Annotated in this window: 11 protein-coding genes and 2 rRNA genes; 5 read left to right on the top strand and 8 right to left on the bottom strand. The window is 41.6% G+C overall.

The features are described 5' to 3' along the window. Positions 1 to 336 precede the first annotated feature (336 nt). The 3 genes from rrf (ABKW31_RS19370) to ABKW31_RS19360 all read left to right on the top strand — a co-directional run bounded on the left by rrf (ABKW31_RS19370) (position 337) and on the right by ABKW31_RS19360 (position 9,484). Positions 337 to 452, top strand: a 5S ribosomal RNA gene (gene rrf / locus ABKW31_RS19370). 190 nt (positions 453 to 642) lie between these two features. Beyond that, a 5S ribosomal RNA gene (gene rrf / locus ABKW31_RS19365) occupies positions 643 to 758 on the top strand. Between the two features lie 608 nt (positions 759 to 1,366). After that, positions 1,367 to 9,484, top strand: coding sequence for a PA14 domain-containing protein (locus ABKW31_RS19360; RefSeq protein ID WP_348618242.1), 8,118 nt, complete (start codon positions 1,367 to 1,369; stop codon positions 9,482 to 9,484). Positions 9,485 to 9,739: 255 nt separating this feature from the next. Here the strand turns inward: ABKW31_RS19360 and ABKW31_RS19355 are convergent, their stop codons facing one another. The 7 genes from ABKW31_RS19355 to ABKW31_RS19325 form a co-directional block, all read right to left on the bottom strand. Beyond that, the gene (locus tag ABKW31_RS19355; protein WP_348618241.1) at positions 9,740 to 11,002 is read right to left on the bottom strand and encodes a DUF58 domain-containing protein; all 1,263 of its coding nucleotides are present in this window, start codon (positions 11,000 to 11,002) and stop codon (positions 9,740 to 9,742) included. Between the two features lie 71 nt (positions 11,003 to 11,073). After that, on the bottom strand, positions 11,074 to 12,051 hold the full coding sequence (locus ABKW31_RS19350) for a MoxR family ATPase (RefSeq protein ID WP_348618240.1): 978 nt from the start codon (positions 12,049 to 12,051) through the stop codon (positions 11,074 to 11,076). Continuing rightward, positions 12,048 to 13,205, bottom strand: coding sequence for a DUF4350 domain-containing protein (locus ABKW31_RS19345; protein ID WP_348618239.1), 1,158 nt, complete (start codon positions 13,203 to 13,205; stop codon positions 12,048 to 12,050). The genes ABKW31_RS19350 and ABKW31_RS19345 overlap by 4 nt, the downstream gene beginning before the upstream one ends. Continuing rightward, on the bottom strand, positions 13,202 to 14,737 hold the full coding sequence (locus ABKW31_RS19340) for a hypothetical protein (protein WP_348618238.1): 1,536 nt from the start codon (positions 14,735 to 14,737) through the stop codon (positions 13,202 to 13,204). The genes ABKW31_RS19345 and ABKW31_RS19340 overlap by 4 nt, the downstream gene beginning before the upstream one ends. Next, positions 14,727 to 15,677: a stage II sporulation protein M gene (locus ABKW31_RS19335; protein ID WP_348618237.1), complete on the bottom strand. Its 951-nt coding sequence runs from the start codon at positions 15,675 to 15,677 to the stop codon at positions 14,727 to 14,729. Before ABKW31_RS19335 ends, ABKW31_RS19340 begins: the two co-directional genes overlap by 11 nt. Beyond that, entirely contained in the window at positions 15,674 to 16,351 is a 678-nt protein-coding gene (locus ABKW31_RS19330) for an RDD family protein (protein WP_348618236.1), read from the bottom strand. Before ABKW31_RS19330 ends, ABKW31_RS19335 begins: the two co-directional genes overlap by 4 nt. A 34-nt stretch (positions 16,352 to 16,385) precedes the next feature. Continuing rightward, positions 16,386 to 16,970, bottom strand: coding sequence for a hypothetical protein (locus ABKW31_RS19325; RefSeq protein WP_348618235.1), 585 nt, complete (start codon positions 16,968 to 16,970; stop codon positions 16,386 to 16,388). Between the two features lie 457 nt (positions 16,971 to 17,427). Here ABKW31_RS19325 and ABKW31_RS19320 point away from each other — a divergent pair, with 457 nt between their 5' ends. Next, positions 17,428 to 18,045 (top strand): response regulator transcription factor, encoded by a 618-nt coding sequence (locus ABKW31_RS19320; protein WP_348618234.1) that lies wholly within the window; start codon positions 17,428 to 17,430, stop codon positions 18,043 to 18,045. 43 nt (positions 18,046 to 18,088) lie between these two features. Here the strand turns inward: ABKW31_RS19320 and ABKW31_RS19315 are convergent, their stop codons facing one another. Beyond that, the gene (locus ABKW31_RS19315) at positions 18,089 to 19,846 is read right to left on the bottom strand and encodes an ATP-binding protein (protein ID WP_348618233.1); all 1,758 of its coding nucleotides are present in this window, start codon (positions 19,844 to 19,846) and stop codon (positions 18,089 to 18,091) included. Between the two features lie 311 nt (positions 19,847 to 20,157). On the opposite strand from ABKW31_RS19315, the gene ABKW31_RS19310 reads away from it, so the two are divergent. Beyond that, positions 20,158 to 25,647 carry a PEP-CTERM sorting domain-containing protein gene (locus tag ABKW31_RS19310; protein ID WP_348618232.1) on the top strand — a complete coding sequence of 1,830 codons (5,490 nt, stop codon included), beginning with the start codon at positions 20,158 to 20,160 and terminating at the stop codon, positions 25,645 to 25,647. Positions 25,648 to 25,811: the final 164 nt, after the last annotated feature.

The following is a 25,811-nucleotide window of genomic DNA, read 5'->3' as shown; positions in this document are numbered from 1 at the left end:
AGTGCAGCAATGTATTAAGCTAACCTGTACTAATTGCCCGTGAGGCTTAACCATACAACGCCCAAGTAACTTTAGCGGTAATACGCAACAAGTTGACGAGTATGTAGACAAGTATAAATTAGCTTCGAGTTGCGAGCGTCGAGCCGCGAGGAAGAGCAAAGACAGACAGAGTAAGACTAAGGGCTTCTTAGCGTCGATTACAGCACGTAAGTGCATCAGCTTTCTAGAAAGTTAAGATTTTAAAGCAAGATGAAGACGACAGGTCACTTAGACAGTTGAACTCACCTTGCGCCGATTTACCGCAAAAAGACGCGGGTAAATCAGCACCAGTTTATGCCTGGCGGCCATAGCGATGCGGTACCACCTGATCCCATTCCGAACTCAGAAGTGAAACGCATTAGCGGCGATGGTAGTGTGGGGTCTCCCCATGTGAGAGTAGCACACCGCCAGGCTCCCATTAAGAAACAAGCCCGACTCAATGAGTTGGGCTTTTTTCGTTTTAGAGGTAGATTGTTTTGAGCTTCGAGCTTCGAGCGACGAGTTTCGAGCAACAGCAAAAGATAGGCTAGGTGAGCGACACGTCACTTAGACAGTTGAACTCAACTTGCGCTAATTCACCGAAAAGAGACTCGGCTGAATTAGCACGGGGGCCATAGCGATGCGGTACCACCTGATCCCATTCCGAACTCAGAAGTGAAACGCATTAGCGGCGATGGTAGTGTGGGGTCTCCCCATGTGAGAGTAGCACACCGCAGGAAGGCCTGCCCCGCAGGCTCCCATTAAGAACAAAGCCCGACTCGATGAGTTGGGCTTTTTTCGTTTTAAAGACAGATAGTTGCGAGCAAGAGCTGCGAGCTGCTAGCGACGAGTTTCGAGCAAGAGCACAAGATAGGCTAGGTGAGCGACACGTCATGCAGACAGTTCGACTCACCTTGCGCTAATTCACCGAAAAAAGACTCGGCTGAATTAGCACGGTAAGCTCAATTTACCCTCTTCAGTACCACTTCTTTATCTAGATTAATAAATATCTATTCTTCCCTTCGGTACCCTATCTCAAAATACAAAATGTTTTGCCTTGCTCTACTTTCAATTAAAACCACTTTTTGATAATGATATTTCTGATATGAGGAGATGTAAGCACTATTAATTAGAGAAGTTAACTTCTCTAACCCCATAATTTGTTTAAAAATAATACAGTCTATAACTGGACAAAGAAATTCTATTACCTATATTGTATCGCTAAGAACCCCTTTTCTACGTTAAGTTATTAACAAAAGCTTCTTCGTGTTGTGTGAAGGAATACTCGAACGCCAAACCAACCAGTTAACTGTTGGTTTGGTCGTACTGTTATTAGAGGGATTTACTCATGATTAAGATGCATGCACAGTGCACTATTTTACTTACAGCTTTGTTTCTAAGTGCTTGCGGAGGGAGCGGTGGTGACACGCCTTCTGCTGTCACCACACCACCAGTTGTTACAGCACCACCCACAGAAGTGGTGACAGAAACCCCGCCGCAAGTAACCAATACACAATCCCTCAGTCAGCATTTTATAGAATTCACCTTTGACAAGGTTGTTACCTCAGAGCTGCTCAAAGCAAGTGATATCAGTATAGTTTCTGGAGCAGGCCAAAAACTAGAGGTAGAAAAGTTATCAATTTATGCAGACGGTTTAGGTGCTGTATTACAAACAGAGGCCCAGGACCCAATCCTTTACACCATAGTGTTGAATTCACAAGGTTCAAGTACGCAAGCCAAAGCAATGTCCAGTTCTGCCTCAAAGACAACGAAGGTAGACCCGATTATCACTTTTACTAACGCCGACAACTTTATTGGTAGCACAGGGCCAGAACCTTTTGTTATGTCAGTTACCGCTATGTCAAATACCTCGGTGTTAGTCACTATGGATCGTGACATGGAATCAAGTGTCGCTGAATTGGTAACTGCTTATAGAATTTTGGCTCCTAACGGAAGTGTACCAAATGTTGAAGAGGGCCGAATTGAAGTCACTGCAGCATCAGTCAGTAGACAGGATCCCCGCAGAATTACCTTAACTACAACTCCAATGAGTAATATTCAATATGTGTTGCAGATTACCAATATTATAACTAAAGCGGGCAGCAAGCTCATTCACCCCGATCGCAGTGGTGGATACTTTTTTGGTATTGCACCCACCGATGTCACAGCACCTCTACTCCTTAGCGTTGTTTCAACATCTCATACAAGTATCATTGCAACTTTCAGCGAGCCACTATGGGATACCGCTTCAGCACCACTACACTATCGTATATGTTCTGTTGCTTTTGACAACAGCGGCGCATGCCCTGAATTAAACCAGCTAAGTGTTGTTTCCAGTGAATTGGTCGGATTTAATACGCAGGTTTCTATCGCCACAGGTCCACAAGATAGTGGCGTTAGTTACTATTTGTCAGTTTCTGATGTGACTGATCGTGCTTCACCTGCACCTGGAAATATAATAGCAACTCCTACTGTTGCTAAGTTTATTGGTAGTGGACTCAGTGCGCCAGCCATTGCTAGCACAATAGCCACTGACAATACCCACTTACTGGTCACCTTTACTGAAAGAATGGATGTTGACGCTTTAACTTTCAGTAATTATCGTGTGGAAAACCCGTCGTTAGATATCATCAATGCCGTTTTTGGTGATGATCGCTGGCACGTTATTTTGACTACCACACCCCAAGCACGTATAGATTATAAACTCGTAGCCAGCAACATGCACAGCGCAGAAGGTTTGTTAATGGCCAATCCGCCAGTGCCATCTTTGTTTGTTGGCTTTGACGTTAAAGATACTCAAAAGCCTTATCTTATTGCATCGATAGCTGAATCGAGTAACAGAGTACGTTTATATTTTAGTGAACCACTTGATGCGTCAGCCGCTGCTCCCAATCTCTACACCATAACCTTTTGTCCAGAGTTTCAAACCTGTACTTTAAGCTCGTTGAGTAGTTTACCTGTACTTTCAGCACAGCTAGTTGAGTCAGATACACAGGTACTACTAACAGTAGACAATATTGCCCCACGAGTTCCTCATAAGGTCGACGTCAGTGTGCAGGTAACTGACCAGGCAATGCCTCTGCCGCATAATAATATGGAGCCTACACTGTCTTCTGGTTCGTTTGGTCTGTTACTGGCCGATAAAGTTGCACCAGGTGTAGCCAATATTACCTTTACCAGTACCAATAGCATTACCTTGACCTTCAGTGAAGAAGTCAACGCAGGTGCGGCAAACCCACTTTACTATCGAGTCTGTACCCAACCGTTTGATGTCAATGGAACTTGTGCTAACGGAAAAGTCCAAGTTTTAGGTGCAGAGTTGAATCCCAGTCATACTCAGGTTTCTTTAACTACCGAAACCTTGGTTGATGGCACTACTTATTATGTGCAAATAACGGATGGTGTTACCGACACCAGTGGCAATATTATTTTGGCTACTGCCAATAGCATTGAAGCTTATTATGAAGGTGCAACAAGTGTTTCTGATCCAACCAAGTTGCCAAAAGTGGTTGGCGCTATTTCGACCAGTAATACGGCTGTGACAATCAGTTTTAGTTCAGTAATGGGCGACAGTGCGCTGTTACCAGGCAATTATGTATTCACTCAAGAAAACGTAAATGGCGAAGTAGGTACCGTATTTACCATGGCAGTAGAATGGTTTGATGCCACTCACACCGCAGTCAATGTTAAAACAACATCGCAAAACGAAGTCACTTACCGTGCAACTGTGGTGAATGTTAAAGATAAACAGGGCAATCCACTGGCTACCCAAGATGGCACTTTTAACCCTAACTATGACCCGAGAAGTGCTGTTTTCCCTGGCTCTCCTCCTATCGCCCAGTATTGGTCTTTAGCCACCGGTAATTACCAACTTATTGATAATGATGACAATGGCATTATTGATGGTGGTGACACCGTTATTGTTGATGGCAATGCGCTAGTACTCATAGATAAAGACCAAGATGGTTCTGTCGACAATTGGGACGATGCTAACAACAATGGTCTGATAGATAGTGGTGATTCAGTTTCTGGTTTAGTCGACAGTGATAGTGATGGTCTGGCAGATAATGAAGAATTGCGCGGCACGACCGTGATGATTAGGCTAGTTAGTGGTGAAACTATTCTTCGTGAAGTCACCAGTGACCCTACCACTAAAGATACCGACCAAGATGGTTTATCGGACGGTGAAGAGTGGGCATTTGGTATGGATCCCCGTTCACCTGATACCGACGCCGATGGTTTGAGCGATTATATCGAGTGGAACGTTATATACAGCGCGCCTGCAGAGCAAGACACCGATGGCGATTCGTTACCGGACGGAGCAGAACATACTTTCTTCCTAACGTCTCCTCTGCTTGCTGATACCGATGGTGATCAATTTACTGATGATGAGGAGCTAACGTCTTTAAATCGTGATCCCAAAGTGGCTGATATGCCTGCCTTAGATATCAAAGTAAATGGTATTAATTTAAAAATCGATGAACGGTATACCTATGTGAATAGCGATGGACAAACGGTTAGTAGCGAGTCTAGTACCAGTGCGTCTCTTAGTAATTCACAAAATACCTCTTTCGCAAATAGTACTACGACTTTTAGTGAAAACGTCAGTTCGTTTAATTGGGATGTAGGCTTTGGTATTCGTGATGCTCAAACTGATGATGGAGCCGCAACTACCCCGGAAGTAACTACTACATTTGGAGCCGAAATAGGCTTTTCACTATTTAACCGACTTTTCGTTGAGGTTGGTTTGGGTGGTGGAAGCGAAACTAAAACAGGAACTAATACCCAGATAGATACAGCAAGTGCACGCGAGTCTCAGCAAGCATTGGAAAATTCGTTAGTTAAATTTAATGAGCAAGCTAAAGGTCAGGAAGTGACCCGTGAGCTTACAGCGGCAAGAATTAGTGCAAATATTATTGTACAAAATAAAGGGGATGTAGCTTTTACCGTTAAAAATTTAGAAATATCAGTGTTACAAGTCGATCCTCAAAACCCATCTCGTTATTTGCCTATTGCTACTTTAATTGCTGATTCTACCTTAATTACTGGTAATGATTTAGAGGTTAATATAGGTCCATTTGATGGCAGTAAAGGACCATTTATATTTGCTAATAACGATGTTTATCCTTCCGTGATTGAAGCGTTAATGCGCGACCCTAAAAGCTTAGTGTTCAAAGTGGTAAATTATGATATTGCTGACGAATATGAGCGTAACTTTGCTTTTAGTAGTCAATTGGTTCATGACAGAACAGTGGGTATTAGTTTTGATTTCGGCGAGCTTGGAAATGAAAATTACCAAGCAGCGAGCAACGGTGTGCTCGACAATAAAATCTACTTAGGTGGATTTGATGATAAAGGCAAAACTAAAGGTTTGCCCTTAGGCTATTTGCTTGAATCTGTATTAGGTCTCGCCAAACATGATACCGCAGCAGACTATATTGATGCCGGTAGTGACGGCGCACTTAATTCGATTATTGCTGGAGATGACGTCTTAGTAAATGGCAGAATAACTGTTGGTGCAGACGGTGTACTAAGTTCTGTTCCAGGATATGGCGATTTGAAACTGAATGACAACGTATACACAGGCATCATTGCTGGTGTGAATAAAAAGGTCGATACCCATGCACAGGGAGATGACGTGCAATTGGTGCCCTTTGGTACAACAGGTGTCGCGCCTCGAACTCTAGTTATCGGTCCCGGTGACAATGGAGTGCTGGACTCTATTCAAAGCGTTGGTGATGAGCAGGAATTTATCAGTGGCTATGAATTACAAAAAACGTGTTCGATAACGTCATTAGATCAAAGCTTAGTTGGGGAATATTGTGCAACAGATACCAACAATTGCGCTTGTAATGGTCCTTCAGGATTAGTTCGTGTAAAAACCTTCCGAAATGGCGATTATGGTGCTAATTGGTTTGCGCGTATCGAAGGGGATATGCCTACATCTGTCGATTTTGATAAGATTACCTTAAAAGCAGGCCAGTCAATTCGTTTAGCATTCTTACAAGATCTTGATAAAGACGGTTTGTTTGCTCATGAAGAGTTTCTATTTGGTTCAACCGACAGCAGTGCTGATATATACAAAAACGATGAGTTTGTACCAAAGGTCATTAATAATCGTTATTTGAAGAAATCACTTGGAGATTATACTGACGTTGGTATTGGAGATGGCTTGCCAGATTCAATGGACAGTGACCGAGATGGTATTAGTGATTTAGTTGAAGCTAAATTGGGTTGGTTGATTAGCCGTAATGGAGAATTAAAACGTGTCTTTTCAAGCCCTGCGACTGAAGATTCAGATAACGATGGTTTGTGGGACATCCAGGAACAAGATTTACGTGAGTTCTGCACAGTAGATGACCCACGAAGTGACTCGTTATGTGTTTCGCAAGTTGTTTCAAAAGCTGATGCCAGTGCCATTATTGTTGGTAAGAATGGTAAATTAGATAGTCTCGTTAGCGGTGATGATGTTTATGCATTTATTGCTTTAAGTGATGATAACAATGATGGAATACCCGATGAGAACAGCTTCAACCGCGCTTTAATGTTTGCTACGGTCGGTATTTTACCCGGCGATAACGGTATTATAGATACAGATATTAGTGCTCTTGATGAATACAGTAATTCTAGTCTTATTCTGCCGGCCACAGACCCTCTTTTGAGTGATACAGATGCTGACAGAGTCAATGATGGTGACGAGTTATTTGGTTTTGCTGCTGGAATGTCAATTGTTGAAACCGGTGAAACAGAATGTAACTACACAGTAGTTGGCGCTAATAAAGTATGTGATAGCAGCGGTATCAGGTGGGGAATTGTCGAAACCGTAGCACAGGGTGATGACATTCAGCGAATTTTCCTCGGCAGTCGCACTCAAATTGGTGATGTAATCATCACGGCAGGCCCAAATGGTATTTTAGAGACCGAGCCTCAAGGCAGTGATGCAACGGTCCCTGAGTGGTATTTAGCCGCCGGCCCTGATAGACAATTAAACAGTATAGATTTGAGTACCTACAATTACGTCTCAAATCCCGCTCCGGGCAACAATATTGTTGTTTACGCAACAGACAATCTTGTTCTAGACCCATACGCAGCGGCTGTGTGGAATACCGCAGGCAGCCCAGTAGGTTTAGATCCAACTAAATACGTTGAACCTTGGTTGCCAGTGGCAAGTGGTCAGGACATAAAACTTTATGGCCATATAGTCACTACCGACCCGCTGAGACGTGATACCGATAGAGACTCTATACCAGACGGTTTTGAAGTGGCTATTGGTGCTGACCCAACCGTAGATGATAGCGAGCAGTTCAAAGATAGTGACTTTGATGGCCTCTCTGATATGCAAGAAGCTCGAGGCTGGATTGTATCGGTCAATAATGCCTTAGGTGTATTAGTACGTCCTAGCTCTGTTGTTGCAGATTCTGACTACGACGGATTACCTGATTATGTTGAACGTGATATTGGCTCAAACCCAAATAATAGCGACACTGATTATGATGGTCTGGATGATTATGAAGAATTTCGCTCCGTCACCAGAGAGGCTATGGATGGTACTAAAGTCAATTTCAGCGTTTACGATTACGCTAAAATAGCGCAATTATTTACTGGTTTTAACCTAGTCATCAACCCAGATGCAATCAATACCGACCCTGTTTTATCGGATAGTGATGGTGATACTTTAAGTGACTATGCGGAAGTCGTAACCGGTTATAAGGTGACATTAGTGGGTGAACTATATCCAGGCGACCTTATTCTAACAGATCCAAATAATGCTGACTCAGACGGTGACGGTCTAACGGACTATGATGAAGCAAGTGGTGTTTTTGGTTTTATCACTGATGCAACTGATGTCGATACTGATGGTGATGGCACATCTGATAATGCTGAAATGGTTCCAAATAGTCTTACTAACCCTTTACAGGAAGATGCACTGGTGACTGTTAATTATGAATCCTTGTACCTTGCCAATCTCGATAGCTGTACAATTGGAGGCGAACAAATTGATGATCAGGGTAATGCTATACCGTGTCCAACAGCAACCAATGTATTGTGGTGGTTATATGCCAACGGAGATGACGGTATTGAAAAAGGTAATCACTTGGTTTCCAGTTCTGACGAATTTGCTTATACGCCCGAAGGCACAGTAAGGCCAACAGCTGCAGGTCATTACTCTTTAGTTAGCTCAAATTCCTTAATTGGATTAAATGCGGGAGAGGTTCCTACATCTGCCGCATCAGTTTATGGTCTTAGACAGCAAGCTAAGGAATGTCCGCACGATACTTTGCGCGAAGAATTGGGCTGCCAAGACAATTTTGATGTTGAATTAGGTGACCCTGGTTACAGTTCAAATGCCAATATCAATTTTGGGTGGGGTGGCTTTAAAGGACTTTGGGATAACTTTGTGGTTACTTGGAGTGGTGACATATACATTCCTGCTACTGGGGATTATAGCTTCTATATTGTTTCTGATGATGGGGTGCGCTTGACTATAGATACAACAGAGCAGGTGTTGACTATGTTAAACGGTACAACAGCCACTGATGAGCAAATATGGGGAGACCATGGTGCCCTAGAGGCCAGCGGCGAGCTTAAAACTTTAACCGAAGGATGGCACACCATTAAACTTAAGTTGTACGACCAAGGTGGTCCGTCAAATATTTCATTTAGATGGACAACACCCAGCGACACTGAGAAAAAGGTGATCCCCGAGGGATATTTTAGACGTCCATTAGGAAATGGCTCCTTTGCATGTATCGGTATAGAACGAGATCCAACCCGTTCAAGTTTCATTTCTCTTAATCGCGAAATCGAATTAGACAATACTTTTGCGCCAGTTGACTCATACCTACCTGATCAACCTTACTACGGTAGTGTGCAAGGCTCGGAACTGAGGTTATTTAGAGATATCGTTGCATTGGACACGGGCGATACTAATTATGCTCCTCACTCTCGTTTATTTTTAGAAGATGCGCTGGGCAAAACAACGCAGGAATTGATTGCGATGGCTCTTGACTTAGCAGCATCTCGTCAGATTATTGATAAGTTGGTTCGTCCAGATGCGCAAAATCAAACGGTTACTACTAGTGCATCGATTAAATCTGCTAATGGCAAACGTTTCTTCGAATTGTCTAAAACAGGCAGAATGTTATATCAACAACTTAAAAATCAGCAGCTTTATGGGCAGCAGACGTTTGTTGTACGTAAAGGCGAAAACATTCAGTTGTCGGGTATCTTGATGAAAGTTGATGATCAGGAAAGCCTTACTTCTTGCCCAATTGGTTCGGCAGGTGCGGTAAGTCAATTTGACTCAGGTTGTACTAAACGTTTCTCAAGAACAGTGAGTTTTGCAGAAATCAGTCAACAGTCTTATACCACATTTGATTTCAACAGTTTGTTGACCGACACCTACACGTCTGATGGCAACCCTGCAGGCTGTGAAATTGAGTTAAACGTGATTCTTTCACGATAATTTTATAGGCAGGATAATGCAGTTTTAATTTGTGACCTTACTAGTTCGATAATATTCAAGAGCCTTGAATATTATCGAACATTTTGTGTTTCGTTGGGCCTAGTGCCTGTATGAAATTTGTTTAAAATATCATCTATCAAACCAGCCTATCTGAACTTTTCTTTAATCCATTTTGTATTGACCGAGATAGTCGTTTAATTACACATTGAGTGTCGATACTGAGTTGTGTTTGACAGCGAAAATATAATGTGTGAATTAAAGCAGTCCTGCCCGTTTAACTCCTAAGTAGGTATTAATGATATTGGCGTTAAGCTGTCCTGCAGGGCAATTAATACAAATGACGCCAGACTTTTTAAGGCGCTGGATATTGTTGTTGATTGAGCGCTTAAGTAATTGCGCGGAGCTATATAATAAGGCTTGCTCAAAATCTTTAATTTCTTGGTCGTTTATCTGTTGATAAATAGGTTCAGTAATTGTGATAATTGCGACTAGATGCACTCTTTGTAATAATTTTACGGCGGCAAAAAGGTCTGAAAAGTCCTCGTCGCGCAAACAACTTACCAATAAAATTAATGAGCGCTTAGGCTGTTTACTCAATAGGTTTTCGGCTGCTTGTAAATAATCACTGGCTATCTTATGAGGGTATAAATCATAGAAGTGATGCATTATTTTGCTAACACTTTGTATGCCCTTCATGTTGCCAAGCCAACGGGTGTCACTGCCGAAACTTTGAAAACTTAATTTGTCGCCATTTTTAAGGGCAGTATGGGCAAGTAAAATTAGCGAATTAAGGGCATGATCAAAATAACTCATGTGCTCATCTTGAACTAACATTCGTCTACCCGCATCGAGCATAATAATTACATGTTGATTTTTTTCTTCTTGAAACTCTTTGGATATAAGTTTGTTAAATCGGCTGGTCGCCCGCCAATCAATTTGTTTTAGACTTTCCCCTTCGCGGTATTCCCGTAGTTGACGAAAATCCATACCACTGCCACGCAGGTTTATCTTCTTTAGTCCCGCTTGGCTTAAGTTTACGCTGCCATTTAAGCCTGCCATATCACTTAATACACTGAAGTTAGGATAGACCTTTATCTCTTGTTTATTTTCAATCAACCAGTTGAATTGCCAATAGCCTAATTGCGAACGAATTCTAAACTCACTGGCCAAAATTTCTGCTAGACCGCGTTTTTGTGGTAATACCTTGTAGCTCAGAGTTATATCCTGTCCCGCTTGCAACAAACAATCTTCAGGTTTTTTAACTAAACTCCAAGTGCTGGGAATGTGCTCTTCAAGCTCAAATTCATATGCTCTTACTGCATGGCTGCTTACTTTAAGGCTAATAAGTTGCTCAACATAAATAGACAGATTGTTTGGAGCTGTCCGCTCAGCACTGAGTTTTGGCTGAATACGACTAAATAAGCAATCAATTGTGCTAATTAGCAATAACACCACAAAAGCGACCCAGGGTAGGAGTTGTAACTGGGGGATTTCAAACCATTGACCAAGGCCTGGCAAAACCAAGGCCCATGCACAGAGCCACGCTAAGTGCCGTAATAATTGCCTGGATGGGCGAAAGCCGTTTCTAATCATTGTCTGGGTACAGGCACTTTATTAATGATATCAGTGAGCACTTGCTCAATACTGCCACCCGATATCTCTTGTTCTGCTGACAAAATAATCCGATGACGCAAAACAGGTAGCACCATGTTTTGTATTTGCTCAGGCATAACAAAGTCATAGCCTTGCATTAGTGCCTTCACCTTGGCTGTTTGAATTAAGGCAATACTTGCTCGGACGCCGGCGCCATGGGCGATACCGTTCCATTCTCTTGAGGCTCGCACTATGCTAACCGCATATTCAACGATTTTTTCATCAACAATGACTTGCGCCGCTGCTTGTCTTAAATATTGAATGTCTTGAATATCCAAGACTTTAGCCAAGGGCTTTTTGATTGATTGAGAAATACTAGTAGTATTTGCAAGGGTCAAACTGATCTCGTCTGTAAATGACGGGTAATTGACTTGGACTTTCATCATAAAGCGGTCAAGTTCCGCCTCAGGCAAAGGGTAAGTACCTTCATTGTCAATCGGGTTTTGAGTCGCCATGACCATAAAAGGTAAATCAAGAGCATAGCTCTGGCCATCGATAGTAATTTGATATTCTTGCATCACTTCCAGTAAAGCCGCTTGGGTCTTAGCTGGTGCACGGTTAATTTCGTCAGCTAACAGTAAATGAGTAAATGCTGGCCCTTTTCTGATTTCAAATTTTCCGCTCGACATGTTTAGCATCGAGTGGCCAGTTACATCAGCTGGCATTAAATCTGGAGTAAACTGTACACGTTTATAATCAATATCAATGGATTCAGCTAGGGCCCTGATCATTAGCGTTTTACCCAAACCGGGAACACCTTCTAACAAAACATGTCCTCCGGCTAATAGCACTATAATGATTTGTTCAAGAACTTCATCTTGACCCACCAATAGTTGGCTCACATTACTTTGTAGCAGTTTTATTTTTTTCTGACACAATTCGACCGCTTCAGTGTCCAATATTAAATCACTCATAGCATTTTCCTGAGTTGTTGTAAGCCTTTCATACATTGAGTAAATTGGCTTTGATTAAGCGTATTATCTGCAAACATAAGTTTATTGATTGTGTCTGGGGACCAGCCTGAAAGCTCTTGTAATAGCAGAATGATTTTTTGTGCTTCAGCGCCCTTAGCACCTGGCCACTTGTTGCCAACCATCAATAAAATATGATTTCTAACTTCGGCTAGCAGAAGATGTTGATTGCCTTGTTCCCAATAATGGTCACCAGCCACTTTAATGTGTTGAGTAAAGTAGGACTGTGTGGTTTCGAATAAGGACATCGTCGGTCCAAAACGACTGGCTAGTTGCCATAAGCTGAAGGCTATCAATAAAGCTAACAACCAAACAAATTCTGCCGCATAGTGATATAACAAAATAAACCAATGGGCTTGCTCTTTAGGATTAAATACATAGACATGAGACATATTTTCCAAAAAGCTCACTAATAATATCGCATTATCATGTTGAGCTAATTGCTGGTTATTCCAGATAAAGGTTTCAGTCACAAAAGTGATTAGGCCTTCGCCGTGTTCTAATTGTATTAGGGTATAGCCATCTTCATTACTTACTGTATAAAAAATGTCGCTATCTTCAGGCAAGGTGATTCGATAAGAACTCTCTAAGCCAGCTTCAATTTTATGAGAGTTGGGATCATTTAAAATACTTTCTTTTTGGTCGAACTTACTTAAGGCTAATTGATCATCAACTAACCAATGCACCCCCACACCTAACTTTTCCAGTAGGGCATTTGCCCTAAATGAATCTTGAAATGCTTCGGCATTAACAGCGGTGATTAAATAGCCTCCACCTTCAACCCAGGACAGAAGTTCTTCACCTAAGCGCTGAGAAATCGCTGCGTTTGCATCTACTAAAATAATTGCTTCATCCAATTGCGGTATGACTGCATCAGGCGTATCACTAAATAGGCGGCGATAATCATCTTCTATGGTTGTAGCAACCCCCATTCGCTCTAATAACAATTTACTCGCTAAATAGGGTTGTTGACGCACTTCTTTACTCTCACCCATATCCTTTGTTTCATCATAAAACTCAACACTGGCGACGATATATATGCCGACAATTAGAGTCAGCAGCAATAAAATGAGTTGTTGTAGTTTTTCTGTCTTCATACGTCACTCTTTGTGGTTGGAGTAGCATAAAGCTGTGTCCATGTTACAAAAAGTGCCTGCATTTTTTCAGGCTGAGGCCAGCGGTGAGCCCACGCTAGCTGAATCCAAGTATTGATAAGTTCAACCATAAACACTTTACTTTCGCCCTCTAGAGACCGATTGATGGCCGTCAAGCATTGCTGCTCAGTCATCGCTTTATTTAATGAAATCAGCTTACGAACTTGTAAATTCATTAAACTACTGACCAACATTAACGACAGGGCTTGTCTATATGCCTGTTGACTCATTAGTAGCCTTAGCTCAGAGGGGATATCTTTAGGCAGGTCTTTATGCGTACGATGTTGACCAAAACTTGGCATGTCTATTAGCGTTTTAGTCGGGAGTTTTATATTAGCTAGACTCGCTATACGAAAACGACTTAACCATAACAACCAAAGCAATAAGCTGATAAAAACTACCCACAAAATGACTTCTAAAAACTTTGCGATAAATGCAAATATTGTGGCAAATACGCTCAGGTCGGGTTGTTCGTCACTTTTGGATTCCCACTGCCAGCCTGTCCAGCGCCAAGTCCTTACCATTTCGTTTTGATTAAAAGGTGGTGCTTGCAAGACTTCTTGTAAGTTTTGGTTTATCTCTACATGGCGCTCAATACTTTCTGCCTCTGGAGCTAATAGGGCTGCTTGCTCAAATTCGGTGTTGCTTGGGGTTTGTAATGTTTCATCGCTTTGCTGCGCGGCAGTTTCAGGCATGTTAAAACTCAGACCCAAAGTGAAGACCATGACTATTACCGAAGCAAATTTCTGCAGACTATTTTGTTGTATTTTTTTAAAACTTAACTCAATGTCCCATCCCTCGAGAATAATACGTCGATTGAGATAAGCAGCAAAACTGCCACCAATATAGATGGGAGCAATGAGTAAAATCGCTAAGTAAGTAAACAAGTTGGTACCCAGTTCAATAGCCAATGTTTCACTACTGAGTACCTTAAAAAAGTCAAACTCGACTCCCGAGGGTACGAGCATATCCATCAAGACAAAAAGTCCCATAAGGATAAATAATTCCCAGTGCACACAGATAATAAGCCACCAAGCGTTATTATTATCTGCAGTTCGGTGTAAAACCGCTAAACGCGAAGCCCGTTTTTCGCCAGTGAGTTGCTCAAGTTGTGTTACCGCCAGATCAAAGCCTCGGCTGGGTGAAAATCGCCGCCAAGTGATACTTTGAAACCAATTAAGTTTAAGTTGGCTAGGCCAGGCTTTTATCGCGTTTGAGGCGCTGATTTGTTGACCAAAAACCTGACGACTAAAAATATACAGTAGCCCCCGTTCAAATAAAGGCTTACACCACCACAAGATAAAAATGCCAAATTCAACACTGACAAGTTGACATAAGACAAACACTGGAAAGGTAACAACCAGCAAAAAACCATAAAGTTGGCGCCACCAAGTCATCGCCATTCGGCATCCCAAGTCAAAGGACTTCCAACTGTTGCGCGCTTGAGTAGAAATGACTAATTGATCAATTTTCATGTGACACTCGGCGAAAAATATACATCAATACCCAAAACCAACAAAATCCACCAACCCCATATTTCACGAGGTGGGGAATGGTTTGACTCGATGACCAAAATGCCTCAACAAACGCAGCAATAACTAACATCAGAAATGCCGCAAACATAAGTGGAAGGGCCTTCTTGCCCGATACTTTTAAAGCATCTAAGCGTGAATAACGACCAGGCGCCAGCAAATTAACGCCGATGACACTGCCTGCGGCAGCGGATAATACAATAGCGGTTAATTCAAAAGCGCCATGGGTAATGACAAAAGAAAAGAAGGTCGAGCCATAGTCTATATTTACAATATGCCCGCTGATTACGCCTAAATAAAGTGCGTTAAATAACAACACATACAAAGCGCCAAAGCCCAAAATAATCCCACCCACAAAGGATTGAAACGCGATAGAAATATTATTGAAAATATAATAACCGAACATCAAAAAGTCACTGTCAGATTCGCGCTCTTTGGCATAGTGCTTAGATAGCGGATCATACATTTCTTCAATATTGACCACCTGTGCATTGCTAATCACATTGCGGACAAAATCGGGGTCAATCAGGGTAATTGCAAAAGCGATAATGCTGACGCCGTAAAATAATATATGGGCCCAAACTACATAAAGGCGCAATTCGCTGAGTGATTGTGGCAAATCATATTTGATAAACTTCCAAAGCGGTGCAATAAAGCGATTCGTCGGTTTGTAGAGCTGTTGGTGGCCCATCAACATCAGTTGGTTAAGATAATTAACTAAAGATGGGCTATATAAGCGACTTTTAGCAATAGCCAAATCATGGCTCAGTTGGCGGACCATTTTGGGTAAATCGTGGTCTTTGGCCAATTCCGGATCAGTCAATACCTCTTTAAGTAATTGCCACTGGTTTTGTTTTTGTTTGGTAAATTCAGCTTGTTTCATGCTTTACCCAACAAATTTGCGGCCATTGATTTAAGTTTGGTGATGGCTTCATCATCCTTACATCCCAAAAATTCACTTAAATTATTGGCTAACTCTCGTTGTCTATCTTGGCTTAACTGATTGCTACGTTCTGCAAAAGCAATAACGGCTTGTTGCTCAGCAAGAGACATGTTCAAAGCAAGGGTTGGTGCGGCCGATAGTTGTAGCTCATCTATTTTAAGCGGTTTTTCGTGATACACCACCATCGTCCCCGCCACATAATCACCGAGACGTTTAAATCGTTTAGAGCAAAGTATGCTAATTAAACCAGTTAGATAGGCAAAAGGTAAAATATCGATAGAACGAAACAGGTTGCGCAACAATGAGCCTGGCAGACTTATGGGCAGGCCATTGTCATAAACCACCACTAAACCATACATCGATTTACCAGGAGAAGAACCTTTATAAATTTCGAATAAAACAGGATAAAACCATTCAACAATAAACAAGATTAGAAAATAAACACCGGTACCAAAATCGCCGATTAAATTAAGCACTGTGGCTGCAGCTGCAATAATGCATCCGCGGATCAATAAATCAATTACAAATGCCATCGTACGCGCGCCCAGCCCTGCTGGGGTAAGCAATATGTCAGTTCCTTCCGGTGTTTCGAAGGCAAAGCGATTATCTATCATGTTTATCAAATCGAAAATGAGGTTATTGGTTTAATTAAGCTGATGGCAGAAAAAGCCCAACCATGACAAGTAGCCACCATAAAATGCCTAGAATAATAAAAATCCAGTTTTGCCAAGAGAGTGTGGCGTTTTTTAGCCCTTTGGGATCACCATTGAGCTCATTTGCCGTTTGTTGTACCAAAACCAAAGGGATAATAGGCAGTAAATAGCAGACTAGAGAAATTAAGCTATAACTTGACAAGTTTTGAGTATTGTCGCCAAAGCGTTCAATTATAGAGCCTGCAATAGTGCAAAGAATATAAAAAGCCGCTAACCAGCCAGCACTCCAAGCCACGGCCAGTTTTTTAAACTCAGCGTCATATTTAATCGTAGAAAATAGTGAAAAAACAAAAAATATCTGAAAAATTGCGCGCAATACAGGAATGCAGTCACGCCCGCCATTTATCCTCTGTGCAGTCCAATGTTTGTAAAACCAATAAACGCTGTACATATTTAGAGTACAGACACTTAAAATAATCATCTTACGGCGCTGAGTCGTAAACAACTGCAAGGCCTCTTCTGGTTCGTCTTGGCTTAGTAAGGGGGCTTCAGGGGCTTGATAGAGATTATCCGTTGTCATGTATTTTCCTTATTATCTTGTTTATTCCATGAGTAAATCTTGGGCAAAATCAAACGGTTTACTAGCTGTATTAGACTGTATAAATTTCTAAGCCAATACAAAAACTTTTTGCAATAAATAGAGCCAAAAGCCGCATCTAGGGTTTATAAGCTTCTACTATATTATCAATGTTGATTTAATAAATTTCATATTGACGAATATGCCACTTTATTTATCCCAATGTAAGCAAAGTTAATGAATTTTGCCGACAACTGCTTGTTTTTTGAGCGGGAATTTAGAGTGTTTTCAGGATTTAATAGCTAATTGCCTTTGGGGCTTGCCTTTCAATGGATTTAAGCAGGCATGCATATCCACTTTAAATAAATCCAATCTAAATTTGTTTAGGTCCAGTAGACTAGCAACTAATAACTTGTTATTTTTTTATTGAACCATAATCTTAAAGTGAAGGCGTAATTAGATGAAAATTCTTGTTGTAGACGATCATGCGCTTTTTTGTGAAGGTTTATGTTATGTGCTGGAAAAGTTAGATAATAACGTGTCTATTTTGGAGGCCAATAATTTCAATGATGCTGTGACACAACTAAACACAAACATTGATATAGACATGGTTTTATTAGACCTGAATATGCCCGATAAAGATGGTTTCTCAGTATTAGACTTTTGCAGAGAACATTATCCTTTAATTTCAATCGTTGTTTTATCAGCGTCCAAGAAGCGCAGTGACATGAATCGTGCTCTTGAGGCCGGAGCGATGGGATTTATTCCTAAAGATACCACCAGTAACGTAATGTTGGGTGCGATACGCTTAATTATGACCGGTGATATTTATGTACCTCAGTCAATGGCCATGAATGTCCCAGATGAAGATGAAGAACTAGCAAACTCGTTTACTCCCAGACAGCTAGAAATAATACCTATGATGATCAAAGGGTTTTCTAATAAAAAAATAGCCTTAGAAATGGGTATTTCTGAGGCCACTATTAAAATGCATGTTACCGCTATTTTTAAACGTTTGGAGGTGAACAATCGTACTGAGGCTGCTTTGGCGGCCCGAACCTTGGGATTTATCGAGTAAGATAAATGCTAAATCATCAAATAACTTTCTTTTTTGCGAATGCCTATACACGAGCACTGCGCAAAAATGCCCTGAGTTTCATCGGTGGCACGGGTTTAAACAATACTTGAAAATTACTGCTACTCATTTCAACCAATCTATCACTTGCAATATCTCCGGTAATGATAAGCGCTGGTATGTTTCTATTGTAAGCGGAATGAATTGCCTTAATAGCATCAATCCCTGTTTTACCTTCCTTTAAACGATAATCAGAAATAATAATGTCAGGGTATCTGTTGCTTGATTTAAGTTGTAGCAAGGCATCATCAAGGTCGCAGGCAACAATAACACTGTAACCCCAAATTTGCAGAATACTATCAAGGCCCTCTCGAATACCTTTTTCATCATCAATAACAACGATTAGACCTGAATTATCAGCAATGTCGTGATTATCTTCTTTTGTTGTAAAACCTAGGGTATCAACCACAAGTTGAGATTGATCGACGAAGATAGAAAATCTAGATCCTTTGTCTACTTCAGATGAGACGGCAATGTCGTGCTCAAGCAGCATAGCCGTTCGCTTTACTATGGACAAACCAAGCCCGAGCCCTTTTTCTCTATCTCTTTCTGGATTGCTGATTTGGTAAAATTCTTCATAAATGTCTGCTAGATTGACTTCACTAATACCTATGCCCGAATCTGATACATGAATGCTTACCATTCCCTTATTCACTTCACTGTCATCAACTTCGCATTCAATCGTGATTTCACCTTTCAGAGTATATTTGATGGCATTAGTTAGATAGTTTCTAATTATTTGTTCTAATAAGTCGGGTTCACTATGTACTGCTGGATATTTAGCTGGCCAATTAATAGTAATATTTTTTTCTCTAGCCTGAGAATCAAAACTATCCTGCAATTTATCGAAAATTATCTTTAGGCAAAAATCTTGCTTTTTAACCTCTATCACACCAGCATCAAGTTGAGATATATCTAATAGTTTGTCAAAAAGATTGGTAAGTGCACTAACCGATGAGTTTATTTGCTCAACCACCTTTTTTACTTTGGGAAATTGTATTAACTCATCTAATACGGACGTAAATAAACCCAAAGAGTATAAAGGCTGACGCAGGTCATGGCTGGCTGCGGCAAGAAACTTCGACTTAGCTCTATTAGCCCTCTCAGCTTCGTCTTTTTGTTGTTTTAGTTGCTCTATTAAATCTAAATTTTCGAAACGTAAAGTTAAAGAAGTTTTAAAGTTTTTGTTCACCCTGATATTGAATGAGGTAAGCACCAAAAAGAACGCGGAAGTGGCTACGGCTAAAGCAATATGAAATTTTTCACCTAATATGAAAAGTTGAATGATGATAGGAAGTAAGGTGACAGGCACATACGCAAAATAACAGGGTAAATAAATTGCCAAGGTGAACGCCGACCCCCCTGTCATTGCCATCAAGGCCAAGAGAATAAAAAGCTGATAATTTTGTTCGCCTGTAGGCAGAAATAAAACACCAATTAAGCCCCAAATAATACCCGCGCATGCACTGCCAATAATAAGTGAATGGCGATAAAGCTTTTTATTACTCGGCTTGAAATATTTTTTATAACTAAGGAAAAATGCGCCACGTGTTATCACCATTACGAGCAATAGAGCTAAACATATTAAGATTGATTGGTGAGAGACGACATCCCAAAACCCATAGGCCAAGGCAAGGCCAACCAGAACATTTACCAATAAAAGTGATGGAATAGCATCATGTAACATTTTGATCTGTTCAGTATTAATTTTATCGTTAATGTGATTATCTGATTCTGTGTGCAAACGTCGTCCTTTTTAAAAATACTACTAGGTTAATGAGTTCCATTACATATTGAGGTATTTCGATAGTCTCGTCTATCTTGGCATTAGCTCAATACGTGATTTTAAGCCTTTCTGCTGCCTGCACTCTTGTGTGTTATGACCCCATACTTTAGTTGGTAGTCTACAGACTAATGGCTACTTACATACTGGCACTATAAGGAGTATTCTCACCCCTAAATTGTCAATAGTTTGCCTGAAACTACCATAATTCCGTCAACAAGCACGCTAATGCCTCAGAACAACCTAAGCTTAATAAGGTTCGAAGGACTATTATGAACTCAAAGACATTATCACTATTTCCCATTAAAACCCTGCCATGTAAAACTGTTTTAGCTCTATCTATTTCACTTGCCCTTGGTGCTGGGGTTATTCCAAGCGCGCTATCGGCTGAAATATCACAGAAAGTTACCTTGGCAAGCAGTGGTCAAAGTATGTGGGGCACCGGCAGTTCTGTGGCTTTTTCTAATCTGGATAATCCCTTATTTTTAGGCGCCGAATGGGACAAAAGTGGCAATATTTTTAGTGTGGGTAATGCAACTTACGGCAGCAATGGTTTAAAGGTTGATGCGGCGACAAGTGGCAGAATTGGCTTAGAAACAGGCTGGGAGATAGACAGCGGTACAGTAAATACCAGTTTGCCTTTTGAATTTACCTTTGACTTGCCTGATTTCAATGAGTTGCAAGACAATCAAACGTTTTCCATGGGTGTCACTAACTCCACCTTGTTGAGCAATGCTTTTTTACAAACCATCTCGCCGACTATTCAAACCTATGTTGATTTTATCGTTGAAGCTAATGCCTCGGTTACCGCAACAGGTTGTTATGACGTTTGGGTAAGCACAGATTGTGGCAGTAAAAAGAAAACCTTATTTAATATTGACGAAAGTTTTGAGTTGTTATCCCTTAATCGGGATAAAGATGGCGAAGTAAGAGTGTTAGATGGTTTTAGTACCTTGTTTGCCGTGGGTGACTCGGTAGCCAGTGTAGTTGAAGTGACGGAAGAAACGGATCCCGATGATCCTGAAGGCAAAAAGAAGAAAAAGGTCTCAATTGATTTAAAACCTAAGGTCAGTATCGGTGGTTCGCCCTTAGTTGAAGTGGATGTGCGTTTGCCCGATATCATTGAAAAAGAATATTTAGGGGGTGCTGGTCTCAATGTTGGAGCCAGTGGCGCATTAAATGTGTTGTCGACTAGCGGATCAGATAACTTTTTAGATATCAGTTTAGATGTGGATCAACTGGGCACCAGTTTAGGGATCTTGCCGCCTTTAGGTGTAACCGCAGATGTGGATTTTGGTATTGGTAGTGTATCGGCAGCAGTGGATTTAATTGATTTAACCCTCACACCTTCTTTAGCCTTAACTCAAGATTTTAGCTTGTCTATTGGCAAGATAGGTATCAGCTATGCTTTTGATGAAGCGGTATTTGCTGGCGTAAGTGGTGGGCCATTAAGCAGCGTGACGCGCCTTGATAATCTGAATTTAAATCAGCAAATCGATGTAACCTGGACCGACGGTAAAAACTTGGGTGTCACCCCCATTTATAGTATCGATGTGAGTTTGACCAATAAAACCGGCTTGCGTATTGATACCACCTTTGACATTGATTTAATCAAAGGCAGCATTTCAGGTGAAGTGTTTGGTATTGATATGGGCTCAAAAAACTTTGGTCCATTGGCGTCAATACCCTTTGATTTAGGCAGTATCGAGCTTCCTCCGTTATTCAATAACACCTTTGCTTTAGGGGGCTTTGATCCCACTAAAGGCAATAAGTTTCTATTTAGTACCGACAATATTGAATTAAAAGCGGGTTGGAATAATTGGAATAACGCTGGTAGTTGGGAAAGTGGTAGCGTTCCCCTAATTAATGATGTGACGATTCGAAATCACAACAACAATGCCTCCTGGGACACTGTCGCACTGGTAACAAATAATGCGCAAAGTGGCGCCTTAAGTATTTTGGGTGCAAGTGCTGTCTCGATTGAAAATGGCGGTGTATTGTCAGTTGGTGGCGATTTTATTCAACTAGAGTCTGTCAAGAGCACACTCAATCTGATGGGCAATGGCCAGCTAAAATTAAGCAGTATGGATATTATCGGAGATGGCGTTATTCAGTTGACTGATACGGCCAATCTCACTTCACTTGGTTCGTTGCCCGCTAATGTTAAGTTACAAGGCGCTAAAATCAATTCTTTGAGCGGTAACACTACTATCAGTAATATTGCACTGGAACTGAGTAACGACAGCACAATCACCGCCAATAACAGCCGCTTAAATATCAATGACTCCTCAATAAAAGGTGATGGCTACACCACACTTAGCACAACTAACTATGGGTCTATGGCTTTCAACTCAGCCATACTTGATAGCGTCAACTTAAATGGTGAGTTTTATGTAGGTGATAAAAACAATACTCAGTGTGTATATTACGATCCTGAGGCTGGCTGTTATCTGGTGCAAAATATCAATAATGTTACCTGGAAAGCCGGCTCCTCTGGTGTCCTAGCGCTTGAAGGTAGTATGGAAGTATTCAGCTTCGGTGGAAGTGGCGTTCCTGCCAATGTTAAAGCTCTGATTTTAGATGGAAGTGAGCAGACTAATGTTCTAGTCAACAATGGCGATATTATTATTTCTTCAGATAATGAAGGTAAGGTGATTAATAGCTTTGGCATCGCCAATCAATCGTCATTAACAGTTAAAAAAGATTTTACCTTGGTAGGTGATGGCACAGTTACCCTTTGGGGGGCGCAGGATAGCGTAAACCGCATGGGTGAGGGCGCTGCAATCCGAGCCGCAGGGGCTGGCATCGATTTAGTCAATGGTGCTGAACATACTATTCGTGGTAATGGGGCAATTGTCGGATTTGCTAGCATTGATAACCAAGGCACCATTGTTGCACAAGGCGACGAGTTATATTTGGCCAACACTTCGCTAACTAACAATGGCAATTTGGGCGCAGAAGCTGGTGGTACCTTATATACCACAAGCGCTTGGAGCAATAATGGTCGTGTATTTGCTGAAGGTACTGGCCTTGTAAAAAATGACATTTTGCTCGCTGAAGGCGACACTAATATTAGTAATTTAACGGTTAGTGGTATTAGTGTCAGTTTAAGCGGTGGACAATGGGAAGCGAGCAATGGAGGCCAGATTGATCTTGGCCGTGCATCGGCCGCAAGTAATTACACCACCTTTAACAACAGTGCTGATCTTCGTTTAGATGGCGCTACCGCAGAGATTAAAGTCGGTAAATCAATCGAAAACTATGTGTTATTTAATAACCAGCAAGATGGTTCATTAAGCCTCAGCAATGGTGCGTCGTTCGACTCTACCAAACTACAAAATTCTGGAACGATTAATTTAGCCAATGCCACAGTTAAAGGCCTTGAAAACCAAACTGGCGGTTTAGTGCAGGGCCATGGGCAAGTTTATATAAATCACACAACTGATGCCTCTACTGGCGTAAGACAACTGATTAACGAAGGCACCATTCGTTCCGACGGTGGGTACTTAGCGATTAGTAACCTTGATAATAGTGTGCCTAGCACCTTTATTAACCGCGGCACAGTGGAAGTGATGGGTGGTTCAAACTTATATTTTGGTGGCTATACCTACAATGTATTTAATGGCACCGGGGGCACTTGGGCGGCTTATGGCGAAACGGCTGAGGCCACTATTGCGCTGAATAACTTTAGCACCACAGACTTAGGCGAAGATGGTATGACCAAACTCGATAATGTCACCGTAAAACTCAGTGGTGCTTATGCCAAACTAGAAGCGCAATATCCAACGGATGGCCCAACTAAGATCATCAATCTGCAAGAATCTTTGCAAGACATCAATGCAACTGCGGCATTGGAATTGGCTAATGGCCAGCATTTTGTGGCCAGCAACGACCTTAATAACCAAGGTCAAATTAAACTGCAAGCCGCTGACTTAACAGTCATTAATCTCGACAATAGCGGCACTATAAGCGGCCATGGCAACCTTGCCACTACCAGCATACAAAACAGTGGTGTTATTAGTGCGTCAGGTGGCCAGCTTAACCTGAGCAATACCATTACCAACAGCGGTAGTATTCAAACTGGTGAGCAATATGGCGATGTACTGCATTTAAATTCTGCCACCATCAACGGTGGTAATGTAACTGTAGGCCAAAATACGCTACTTAACGGTGATGGTGCTTTACAAAATGTGCTGCTCGACAACGAAGGTACTATTTCTGCGGATGCTACTGGCTTAAGTATGAACCTTGCTTCTGGCTCAAGTAATAGTGGTTTAATTGAAGTCACTTCGGGTGTGCTTGCCCTGCAAGGTGATAGCTTACAAAACACTGGTGGATTACTGACCGCCAGAGCCAACAGCGAATTGAAACTACAAGGCATCACTGTGCTTGGTGGTGCTATTGATGTTGTCGGAAATGGTTCAGTATTAAGTGGCTATGGCACTTTAGATAATATCGCTCTGCAAATCTTTGATGGTACGGTCACAGCCAATGTTAATGGTCAGCGTTTAACCCTTGATCCAGGTGATGCAGCTCAGTTGATGCGCGCCACTTTGCGGGCCGAAAACGGCGGCATTTTACTGTTAACCAGTGGTGATTTTGATAATGGCGGTGGCACTTTAATTCAAGCCAGAGAAGGATCAGTGGTAGAGATTAAAAACATCTCCATGAACGGTGGCAGGTTAGAAACCATTGGTGATGGTAAAATTATCGACTTAGGTTCGAGTGATTTTACTGACATGAGTATCAACGCTAATACCGAAGTGGCAAATGGCGGAGAATTTAATTTATTCGGCACAATTATCAACACGTCTTCACTTACCGCTTTAAACGGCGGCGAAATCGTATTGCACAATGCACTTCTGACGGCCAATACTTTGAAAACCATTACTCATCCTGATGGTAGTGTTACGTTTGAGTCTGTAGTGACTGACGGGCAATTAAATATTGCTGCCGGTGGCACATTTAAAGGTGAGGGTAGAGTCGATGAACTAGCCATGCTTAACCAAGGTAAGATTCATGCCGATGGCAGTAAAGCCTTAATTTTTGACCTTAAAGGTGATTTGTTTACTAACAATGGTGAGGTAGATATAACCGGTGCTGGCGGTATGCAAATACTCGATAACGAAGTAGTCAACAATGGCATCGTCAATGTTCAATCGTCACTTACCGTCCAGAGTGAACTCACACAAAAAGCAGGACAACTGCAGGTTGATGGCACCTTGGTGGCTAACAACGTCACGATCGACAAAGGTAGTTTAAGTGGAAGTGGCATGGTGGATGCCGATGTGACTGTTAATGCAGAGGGCAAAATAGGCCGTGGTAGTCTGATTTTAATGCAAGACCTCGACCTATATGGCACGCTTGAAATCGATGTGAGTCAGTCAGGTTTGTTTTCTATGTTGGATGTTCGCGGTGATGTTACTGTGGATTCTTCAACGAAGTTTGAATTGATGTTTGCCTCTGATTACAACCCACTTAATGGTTTAGATTTTGATTTCTCATTTGTTAATGATTTTATTAACTTTGATTTACTAAGTATCACCAGTTTTCTGGTTACTGGCCTAAGCGAGCAGTTCGATTGGGCAGTGGTTTGGGATGATGTTAACGGTGGATTTGCGGTAGATATATTTGAAGATGATAGTTGGTCGCCCAACACTAATGTACCTGAGCCTCACACCATTATGCTGATTTTGTTTGGCATAGCATTTTTGGTTTTGCGCCGCAAAGAGCTCTTACCTAAGCGCAAAAACACTCCCTAATGTTTTAGGCACATATCGTCTTTTTGCAAGACGGTATGTGTTATGACAATACTACCAAGCAGTAAATTCTCTGCCAAATTGACACATTGGGCTTGAGAGGAGTCGCTTGAATAAGTGATTTATTGGCCAAATATAGCAAAACCGCTAGGGTATGAACTTGTCTA

It is taken from the genome of Paraglaciecola sp. 25GB23A (assembly GCF_040012495.1).
In the GTDB taxonomy this organism is placed as follows: Bacteria; Pseudomonadota; Gammaproteobacteria; order Enterobacterales; family Alteromonadaceae; genus Paraglaciecola.
The sequence above is the reverse complement of the archived record's forward strand: the minus strand, read 5'-3'. Positions and strand labels throughout refer to the sequence as shown.

Bases quoted from the DNA above. Each gene is read 5' to 3' on its own strand.
- ABKW31_RS19330 (WP_348618236.1), bottom strand. From the start codon at position 16,351: ATGATAGATAATCGCTTTGCCTTCGAAACACCGGAAGGAACTGACATA.
- ABKW31_RS19350 (WP_348618240.1), bottom strand. From the start codon at position 12,051: ATGAGTGATTTAATATTGGACACTGAAGCGGTCGAATTGTGTCAGAAA.
- ABKW31_RS19340 (WP_348618238.1), bottom strand. From the start codon at position 14,737: ATGAAAATTGATCAATTAGTCATTTCTACTCAAGCGCGCAACAGTTGG.
- ABKW31_RS19360 (WP_348618242.1), top strand. From the start codon at position 1,367: ATGATTAAGATGCATGCACAGTGCACTATTTTACTTACAGCTTTGTTT.
- ABKW31_RS19345 (WP_348618239.1), bottom strand. From the start codon at position 13,205: ATGAAGACAGAAAAACTACAACAACTCATTTTATTGCTGCTGACTCTA.
- ABKW31_RS19320 (WP_348618234.1), top strand. From the start codon at position 17,428: ATGAAAATTCTTGTTGTAGACGATCATGCGCTTTTTTGTGAAGGTTTA.
- ABKW31_RS19325 (WP_348618235.1), bottom strand. From the start codon at position 16,970: ATGACAACGGATAATCTCTATCAAGCCCCTGAAGCCCCCTTACTAAGC.
- ABKW31_RS19335 (WP_348618237.1), bottom strand. From the start codon at position 15,677: ATGAAACAAGCTGAATTTACCAAACAAAAACAAAACCAGTGGCAATTA.
- ABKW31_RS19310 (WP_348618232.1), top strand. From the start codon at position 20,158: ATGAACTCAAAGACATTATCACTATTTCCCATTAAAACCCTGCCATGT.